Raw genomic sequence first — 8900 nt, forward strand, 5'->3', positions numbered from 1 at the left:
CAGGTGCATGGGCCAAACGACAATCCAACAACTCACTTCTTATATATCAAGTACAGAGTTTTACGTAACAAGAACACCAACATAAAAACTCAAGATGTACGTAGATGTCTTCAACAAGGTGCGATATCAAACAACAGGAGAACCGAATTAAGGTTTGCCAACCTAACTCAAATTTGCGATGAAAAACATCGCTTAGTTCAGCTTATCTGACCAGTGCTATTGCTGCACTCCTGTGCAACTGCTACTGTCTTGGGTTATGACCTAAGATAAATCTCTGTAGGGCATCGATAATAACAATTAATGGGGTCAATATGAGAAGAAAAACCATCAACAATACCGTTGCGCGTCGTCGTACTTTGCTAAAAATTCGTCATCGCCGTATTTTAAATCGTCAAAAACTCTTCTTTACTTTTATTCAGTCTCAGGATTAATCCTGTCACGTTAATCGACACTTACCCAATAGCTTGCTGCGCCTTTTGAGCCTGTTTCAGGGCTTTTTTCTCTTCCCTGCGACGTTTAAAAAAACGACTCAATTGCGCGCTACAAGCATCGGCCAGCACCCCTGATGTGACTTCAACTTGGTGATTAAACGCCGGATGTTGCAATAAATTCACCACAGTACCCGCTGCACCCGTTTTTTCATCGCTCGCCCCAAAAACCACTCGAGCAATTCTGCTATGCACCATAGCGCCCGCACACATAGCGCAAGGTTCAAGCGTGACATATAAAGTCGCATCTAAAAGACGATAGTTTTCGACCAAACGCCCCGCTTCCCGCAGACATAAAATTTCCGCATGGGCGCTAGGATCGTGCTGGCTAATGGATAAATTGTAACCCGTCGCAATTTGCTGGCCGTCTTTGACCAATACCGCACCCACAGGTACTTCGCCCTCGGCCTCGGCTTTTTCTGCCATCTCCATCGCGACTTGCATCCAATGTTCATCTTGCTGAGATTGTTCGTCTTGTTGCGTTTGCACCACTTACACCTTATCTCTTTTAGCAAAAAATAAAGCCGGATTATATCAGTCAAGCACAGATATTTCACGGCTGAGTCATTCAGCCCAAGTTAATCCATCAAACAACAAAAAAGGCGCACTCGGCGCCTTTTAATCGTTAATTCAAATAATTAACTTATTCCCATTCGATAGTCGCTGGCGGCTTGCCAGAGATATCGTAAACCACACGGGAAATGCCATCGACTTCGTTAATGATGCGGTTTGATACGCGACCTAAGAAATCATAGGGCAGATGCGCCCAATGGGCTGTCATAAAATCGATTGTTTCAACTGCGCGCAGTGATACAACCCAGTCATATTTACGGCCATCGCCCATCACGCCAACAGAGCGTACTGGTAAGAACACAGTAAAGGCTTGGCTGACTTTATTGTATAAGTCGGCTTTATGCAGTTCTTCAATGAAGATAGCATCGGCGCGGCGCAGCAAGTCACAGTATTCTTTTTTCACTTCACCTAATACGCGCACACCAAGACCGGGGCCTGGGAACGGGTGACGATAAAGCATGTTGTATGGCAGGCCTAACTCAAGACCAATTTTACGCACTTCGTCTTTGAACAGTTCACGCAGAGGCTCGACTAAACCGAGCGCCATATCGGCTGGCAAACCGCCAACGTTATGGTGAGATTTAATCACATGTGCTTTGCCTGTGGCACTGCCGGCAGATTCAATCACGTCTGGATAAATCGTGCCTTGCGCTAACCATTTGGCATTGGCGCATTTTTTCGATTCTTCATCGAAAATTTCCACGAATACGCGGCCGATGATCTTACGCTTAGCTTCTGGATCGGCTTCGCCTTTCATCGCATCGAGGAAACGGTTTTCCGCATCAACGTGGATGATATTCAGGCCGAAATGATCGCCAAACATTTCCATCACTTGCTCGGCTTCATTCAAACGTAATAAACCGTTATCAACGAATACGCAGGTCAGTTTTTTGCCGATAGCGCGGTGTAGCAGCATAGCCACAACCGAAGAATCAACACCGCCCGATAATCCTAAAATCACTTCATCATCACCGATTTGCTTCTTCAAGCGCTCAATCGCATCTTCGATGATAGAGGAGGGTTTCCAGTTGGCTGCACAGCCACAAATGTCTAAGGCAAAGTGCGATAACATGCGCATACCTTGGCGAGTGTGGGTCACTTCTGGGTGGAACTGTACGCCGAAGAATTGCTTCTCTTCGTTTGCCATAGCGGCAAATGGGCAAGTGTCCGTTTTAGCGACCGCCACAAACCCTTCAGGAATAGCCGACACTTTATCGCCGTGACTCATCCATACGTCGAGTAAGGGTTTGCCGTCACTGCTAACCGCATCTTCGATGCCTTTGAATAGCAATGAATCTGTCAGCATTTCAATTTGAGCGTAGCCGAATTCACCTTCGCCCACACCTTGGATCACTTTACCGCCCAGCTGCTCAGACATAGTCTGCATACCGTAACAAATGCCCAGTACCGGCACACCTGCGGTAAATACGTATTCAGGCGCACGCGGCGAGTTTTCAGCCGTGACACTTTCTGGTCCGCCCGCAAGAATAATGCCGTTCGGGGCAAATTCGCGGATTTGGGCTTCGGTGACATCCCAAGCCCATAATTCACAGTAAACGCCGATTTCACGGATACGACGGGCAATCAGTTGAGTGTACTGGGATCCAAAATCGAGGATCAGTATCTTGTGCTCATGAATATCGCTCATGGGTAACCTTTATCTCATCTATTGTTTTAACATTGCTCAAAGCAGCGACTGCCAGCTTTAAGTATTGGATCATACGTTTTACAAAGAGGCGGCTTACGCCGCCCCTCTTATCAAACGATTAAGAACCTGAACGGTAGTTCGGCGCTTCTTTAGTGATAGTCACATCGTGCACGTGGGACTCGCCCATGCCCGCTGAAGTCACTTTCACAAATTGGGCTTTTTCATTCAGCTCTAGAATGGTGGCGCAGCCCGTTAATCCCATACAAGAACGTAGGCCGCCCATATGTTGATGGATGATTTCCTTCAACTTACCTTTATAAGGCACACGCGCTTCTACACCTTCGGGGACTAACTTATCGGCAGCATTGTCCGATTGGAAATAGCGATCGGAAGAGCCTTGAGACATAGCGCCTAAAGAACCCATACCACGGTAGGATTTATACGCACGACCTTGATATAACTCAGTTTCGCCCGGTGCTTCCTCAGTTCCCGCAAACATTGAGCCCGCCATGATGCAAGATGCACCCGCAGCTAATGCTTTGGCTAAATCGCCAGAGAAACGAATGCCGCCGTCGGCAATCACAGGAATACCTAGGCTCTTCATGGCTGCAGCGGCATCGGATACTGCGGTAATTTGTGGTACGCCCACGCCTGTCACGATACGAGTCGTACAGATAGAACCTGGGCCAATACCCACTTTGACTGCGTTAACACCCGCTTCAACTAAGGCTAATGCACCTTCAGCCGTGGCAACGTTACCACCGATAATTTGCAAATCAGGATGTTTAGCGCGCGTTTCACGAATGCGTTGTAAAACGCCTTCGGAATGACCGTGGGAAGAATCGATAAGTAAAACGTCAACACCGGCTTTAACCAGAGCGTCAACACGCTCTTCATTACCAGCGCCCGCACCTACGGCGGCACCAACACGTAAACGGCCTAACTCATCTTTACAGGCATTAGGTTTACGTTCGGCTTTTTCGAAGTCTTTAACTGTGATGAGGCCTTTCAGCTTATAGTTATCATCAACCACAAGAACTTTTTCGATACGATGTGAGTGCATCAATTTTTGCACTTCATCTAATTTAGTGCCTTCGGCAACAGTGACTAAACGCGCTTTAGGCGTCATCACTTCTTCTACCGTTTTGCTCCAATCTGTCACGAAACGTACGTCACGGCCAGTGATGATACCGACCAGCTCGTTGGCTTCGTTGACCACGGGATAACCCGCAAAACCATTCTTCAGTGTTAACACTTTCAGATCGGCTAAGGTCGTTGATGGGGTCACAGTCACAGGTTGTTGAACCACGCCCGCTTCGTAAATTTTTACTTTACGAACTTCTTCGGCTTGTTTTTCAATGCTCATGTTTTTATGAATAAAGCCTAAGCCGCCTTCCTGCGCCATCGCGATCGCAAGACGAGCTTCGGTAACTGTGTCCATAGCGGCAGACACAAGTGGGATATTCAATTCAATGGTATTGGTCAGGCGAGTTTTTAGAATGGCGGTATTTGGGAGTACAGTCGAATGCGCAGGAACAAGCAACACATCGTCAAAAGTAAGCGCTTCTTTAATTAAACGTAGCATATGCAACATCTCCCCAGTTGAGTAGGATTTAGAGGTGAAATATTGCGGCGGGATTATACCTTGCATATCGCCACTGGTAAATGGAAAATAGTAAATATCCCCATTTTATTGAGTTATTCGATGCAAGGCACCAAAAACAACATTTATACTGTCTCGCGGCTCAATGGTGAAGTCAGGCAAATCCTCGAGGGGCAACTGGGTAAAATCTGGCTCAATGGCGAAATATCCAACTTTTCCTCCCCCAGCTCAGGGCATTGGTATCTCACCTTAAAAGACCACTCTTCGCAGATCCGTTGCGCCATGTTTAAGGGCCGTAACCAAACGGTCAGCTTTAAGCCCATCAATGGTCAGCAAGTGCTAGTCAAAGGCGCGATCAGCGTGTATGAACCCAGAGGCGACTATCAATTATTAATTGAGTCCATGCTGCCCGCTGGGGATGGATTACTCGCCCAGCAGTTCGATGCACTCAAGATGAAGCTCGCAGCCGAAGGATTATTCGCCGCCGACACCAAAAGATTGCTACCCAAAAATATTCAACGCATTGGCGTTATTACGTCACCTACGGGTGCGGCGATCCGTGATGTGTTACATGTATTGGCAAGGCGCGATCCTTCCATCGAAGTCATTATCTATCCGACTCAAGTTCAGGGCGAAACTGCGGCGCAGAGTATTTGTCAGGCAATCAATATCGCCAACCAACGTTTAGAAGTCGATGTATTACTGCTCACCCGCGGCGGCGGTTCGCTTGAGGATTTATGGTGTTTTAACAGCGAAGCCCTCGCCCACACGATTTATAACAGCGCCCTGCCCATTGTCAGCGCCGTCGGCCACGAAGTTGATACGACTATCAGTGATTATGTTGCTGATATCCGCGCCCCAACACCGTCTGCAGGCGCGGAGCTATTATCACAAGACAGTGATAATAAGGCGCAAAAACTCGCCACAGCCTTATCGCGCCTGCAACAAAGCGCGAAACATTATCAGCTTAAACAAGAAAGACGACTTAGTTTGCTAGAGCACAGACTGCAACGCCAAGACCCTAAACGGACTTTGCAGCAGTTCGAACAAAGATTCGATGAGATGCAATTACGACTAGAGTCCGCGCTGTCGAATCGCTTGCATCTGCTCAGCCGCCGTCAGCAGTTGCTCGCAAGCCGCCTTGAACAGCAATCTCCCAAGCATAAACTCGCCATTGAGGGTAACCGCTTAAGTTATCTTGCGAGCCGCTTACAGGATGCATTGCAGGACAAACTCAGCCAAAGTGAACAGCGGATAAAATACGCGGCCCATCAGCTTGAAACCGTCAGCCCGCTTGCCACGTTAAGCCGTGGTTACAGCATTACCACTGACATCCACCATCAAGTGGTCGACTCTGCCGATAAACTGGCTATCGGTGATAGTTTGCAGACCCGCTTGCGCCATGGACAAGTGATATCAACCGTCACTCAAATAAAACCGCTCGAATAAGGCTGATGTAATGTTTATGTTGATGCTACAACTTATTATTGAGTGTTTTGCCTTCCAAACTGCAAGGAAGAGGCGCTTAAGTTTCTTTGATATTAAGTCTTGAATTAAGCCACACACATAGGATTTAGTGAGATTAGGAATTAAGCTGATATGACTAAAGCGAACTGTTATTATTCATATTGTATAACTAACTGAAGAATATCTCATAATTAGAACATTTCAAGTAAGGTATCCATACAAGCATAACATCTAGTGAACCAGCTAAATTATTTATACATTTCAACCTGCAATCAAATACTTATTGTTGCATAAGGTTTATTTTTCAATAACTAGCTTAAATGTAGCCTCACATCGACACCGCGAGTATCTGCATACTCTTGACGACGCTTATCCATACGCGATTGATATAAGTGAGTGTCAGCAGAACGCAACCACTCATGGGGATCTGCGACCTCAGTGTTTAACGACATCCCAAAACTACACTGGCAATCTTTAAAACCATGGCTTGCTAATTCTTCACCTAAGCCACTCAAAGCACTCTGTAATAACTGGATACCAGCAGAAGGCGTCACAATCACAAACTCGTCACCACTAATCCGATAAACCTTCATGTGCGCTAAGTCTGTTGCTTGCAATAACTGCACTATCAACAGCAATAATCTATCGCCTTCTTGATGGCCGAGTGTTTCATTGACACTTTTCAGACTATCGATATTCAATAGTGCTAACGCCATCGGTTGCACGACTTTATCGGCAAATCCTAATTGTGAGTTCATATATTCGTCAAAAGCATAACGATTACCGACTCGCGTTAATCCATCTAAACGTGCCTTTTCCCATGCAATCGCTAACTCTTCAATATGCGCCTTACGTTCTTCAGCAAGTAATTTCAGCTTATTCGCTAACGCTAAGGACAGTAATAACGCATCAGCCGTACCGCCCATCAGAGTCGCAAGCTCTGCATGTTCAATGAAATCAGGAGTGAGCCCCATATTTCCGGGTAAAATAATCACCGCAGGCAACAGCAAGCAAGTAAAGGCAAGAATAAAATAACGCGCAGGAGCAAAGCCTTTCATCAAGCACACATTACCGCAGGTAATCGCTAAAGCAATCCATAGCATGATCAGTACAGAGGCAATAATTGCCGTATAGGATAACAACCAAATACTGGTCGGCAGAGCCACAATACAGGCAAACATTAAATACTGACTAAGACGCCACAGCCGCGGAGAGTAACTAGGTAACTGCAGGAAGTGCTTGTAAAACATGATATTAAAAATGGGCAAACTGATGAAAAACAGATGATGCAACTCGAGGTAATGGAAATTAAATAAGTGTGCAGGCAAATGGAAAGTCAGTGCCCAGCCACCAAAATAGGCAAATACGTAAAGACCATAGTAGAGAAACGCTTTATCAAGAATAGAGATATAAATCAAAATATTATATAAAGCGATAAACAATAATCCGCCTAAACACAGCAGCACTGCCATTGCGAGACGGTCAGACATAAGTTGATGATCCGCCACACTTTGCAATGCTATCTCAGGGGGAGATGAGTAATAACGGCTACTCAGCTTCACCACCAACCAATAATCCGTGCCCATATTCAAGGTGACCTTACGGCCATAATCGAATAAAAACTGGTATGGAGCAGTGTAGCCACTGTGGGCATGTTGTACGCTGCCGTCACTGCCGAGTATCCAATAATCTACGGATTCAATAATCGAATTACTTGCATCCACTACCCAGTTTGATTGACGTTGATTGACCATCACAGGTGTAATCATCCAATAATCGCCACCGGTTAAGCTGACCGAACTAGCTTCGTCGAGTTGTCCCATCCAATGGGACACGGTTTCAAACCGCTCAGGAGGCTGTTGATCCGCTTTAGCATGGAACAAATACGGGGAGTCCAACGCAATTTCAGCGCTTAATACAGAGGGACTTAATGTCCACAAGAAAAGTAAAAAACACCCAAATAGAGTTTGTTTAAGTTTGTTCATCGGCTTATTTAGTTAAAGGGCCATAGATCATTTTTACAGCTATGAAGAAAATGCTAATGCTGTCAATCTTAGTCGATAGTTGGATTTGTAGGTTAACTTTATGGCTACATTTAGTTTTTTACAATCTGTTAGGCTAAATTAGTCGGATATACCATGCCTTATGATGCTATTTTAGTCTCAAAGTCCAAACTGCGGCATGAAATTCAAGATACACCTTAATACTGACTTATTTTTGCTGGGATCCTATGCAGCCTCTATTGATGATTTTAGCCGCACAACTACTGATTGCCAGCGGTAACCTATTGGTTAAGTTGCTTGAAACCAATGTGCCTGTTTTTCAACTGGTGCTCTACAGGCAATTATTTGCCACTCTGCTTGTACTGCCTTTTGTGTGGCACTTACAGGGTAATCTTAAACTGAGTCCTTTTTACAAAGTGCATCTCGCCCGCGCACTATTGATTGGACTGGGCAACGCCATTTTTATGCTTGCTATTCTGCATCTTCCGCTCGCGACAGTAACAGCCGTGATTTATACCTCACCCTTGTTACTGCTAGTACTATCGGCCATTTTTTTAAATGAACGTATTGGTTATCGACGCATGGTCGCAGGTCTTATCGGCTTTAGCGGCATTTTGCTTATCAGCCAACCAACAGAATTTAACCTGTATATAGGTTTAGCCTTTTTCGGTGCCATAACATCAGCATTGAATAGTTTGATTTTAAAGGCCTATTCGACCCATGAACATCCTTTTTCCATGCTCTTTTGGTCTAATGCCTTTGCGATGATATTTCTGATACCTGCGACCTTATACGAAGGCGCCGAATTTAGTTTACCAGTGGCGCAAGTGGGGCTGACTTTGGGACTATTTTACATTGCCATGACCTATCTCATCATATATGGACCCATCCGGTTTGCAAGACATTCGATAGCGATTATGAGAAGAGTTCATTGCACCCATATATTCGGCCTGTTATTGAGGTATGCCTCTGGCCCTGATGGATATCTGCTTCTACTGTCCTTATCATCCTTGCGGCTTCATTATGAGCCTATGGCGAGCTAAGGTTTTCAGTAGATCAGTCTGACTGTCTCATCATCAAATCAATTGTCATAGCAACTTGCTGGTTGATTAATTATT

6 protein-coding genes are annotated in these 8900 nt (G+C 45.5%); 2 read left to right on the forward strand and 4 right to left on the reverse strand.

The features are described from left to right. Window positions 1–452: 452 nt before the first annotated feature. The 3 genes from tadA to guaB all read right to left on the reverse strand — a co-directional run bounded on the left by tadA (window position 453) and on the right by guaB (window position 4294). A complete protein-coding gene (tadA, locus tag L5M29_RS16765; RefSeq protein ID WP_411569045.1) occupies window positions 453–977 on the reverse strand; it encodes a tRNA adenosine(34) deaminase TadA in 525 nt (174 codons plus the stop codon). Window positions 978–1131: 154 nt separating this feature from the next. Next, window positions 1132–2709, reverse strand: coding sequence for a glutamine-hydrolyzing GMP synthase (gene guaA / locus L5M29_RS16770; RefSeq protein WP_028761248.1), 1578 nt, complete (start codon window positions 2707–2709; stop codon window positions 1132–1134). A gap of 118 nt (window positions 2710–2827) precedes the next feature. Beyond that, window positions 2828–4294, reverse strand: a complete 1467-nt coding sequence (gene guaB, locus L5M29_RS16775) for an IMP dehydrogenase (RefSeq protein WP_006085677.1) — start codon at window positions 4292–4294, stop codon at window positions 2828–2830. A gap of 120 nt (window positions 4295–4414) precedes the next feature. Here guaB and xseA point away from each other — a divergent pair, with 120 nt between their 5' ends. Further along, window positions 4415–5761, forward strand: coding sequence for an exodeoxyribonuclease VII large subunit (gene xseA / locus L5M29_RS16780; RefSeq protein ID WP_219253447.1), 1347 nt, complete (start codon window positions 4415–4417; stop codon window positions 5759–5761). Between the two features lie 329 nt (window positions 5762–6090). Here xseA and L5M29_RS16785 read toward each other — a convergent pair whose 3' ends face one another. Further along, window positions 6091–7764: a diguanylate cyclase gene (locus L5M29_RS16785; protein WP_263168926.1), complete on the reverse strand. Its 1674-nt coding sequence runs from the start codon at window positions 7762–7764 to the stop codon at window positions 6091–6093. Between the two features lie 245 nt (window positions 7765–8009). Here L5M29_RS16785 and L5M29_RS16790 point away from each other — a divergent pair, with 245 nt between their 5' ends. Beyond that, window positions 8010–8825, forward strand: a complete 816-nt coding sequence (locus L5M29_RS16790) for a DMT family transporter (RefSeq protein WP_263168928.1) — start codon at window positions 8010–8012, stop codon at window positions 8823–8825. Window positions 8826–8900: the final 75 nt, after the last annotated feature.

The organism is Shewanella sp. SM95 (genome assembly GCF_025653595.1).
Classification (GTDB): Bacteria; Pseudomonadota; Gammaproteobacteria; order Enterobacterales; family Shewanellaceae; genus Shewanella; species Shewanella oncorhynchi.

What these genes read in the sequence shown, in the direction of transcription:
- guaB (WP_006085677.1), bottom strand. Translation starts at nt 4,294, where the DNA reads ATGCTACGTTTAATTAAAGAAGCGCTTACTTTTGACGATGTGTTGCTT.
- guaA (WP_028761248.1), bottom strand. Translation starts at nt 2,709, where the DNA reads ATGAGCGATATTCATGAGCACAAGATACTGATCCTCGATTTTGGATCC.
- L5M29_RS16790 (WP_263168928.1), top strand. Translation starts at nt 8,010, where the DNA reads ATGCAGCCTCTATTGATGATTTTAGCCGCACAACTACTGATTGCCAGC.
- L5M29_RS16785 (WP_263168926.1), bottom strand. Translation starts at nt 7,764, where the DNA reads ATGAACAAACTTAAACAAACTCTATTTGGGTGTTTTTTACTTTTCTTG.
- xseA (WP_219253447.1), top strand. Translation starts at nt 4,415, where the DNA reads ATGCAAGGCACCAAAAACAACATTTATACTGTCTCGCGGCTCAATGGT.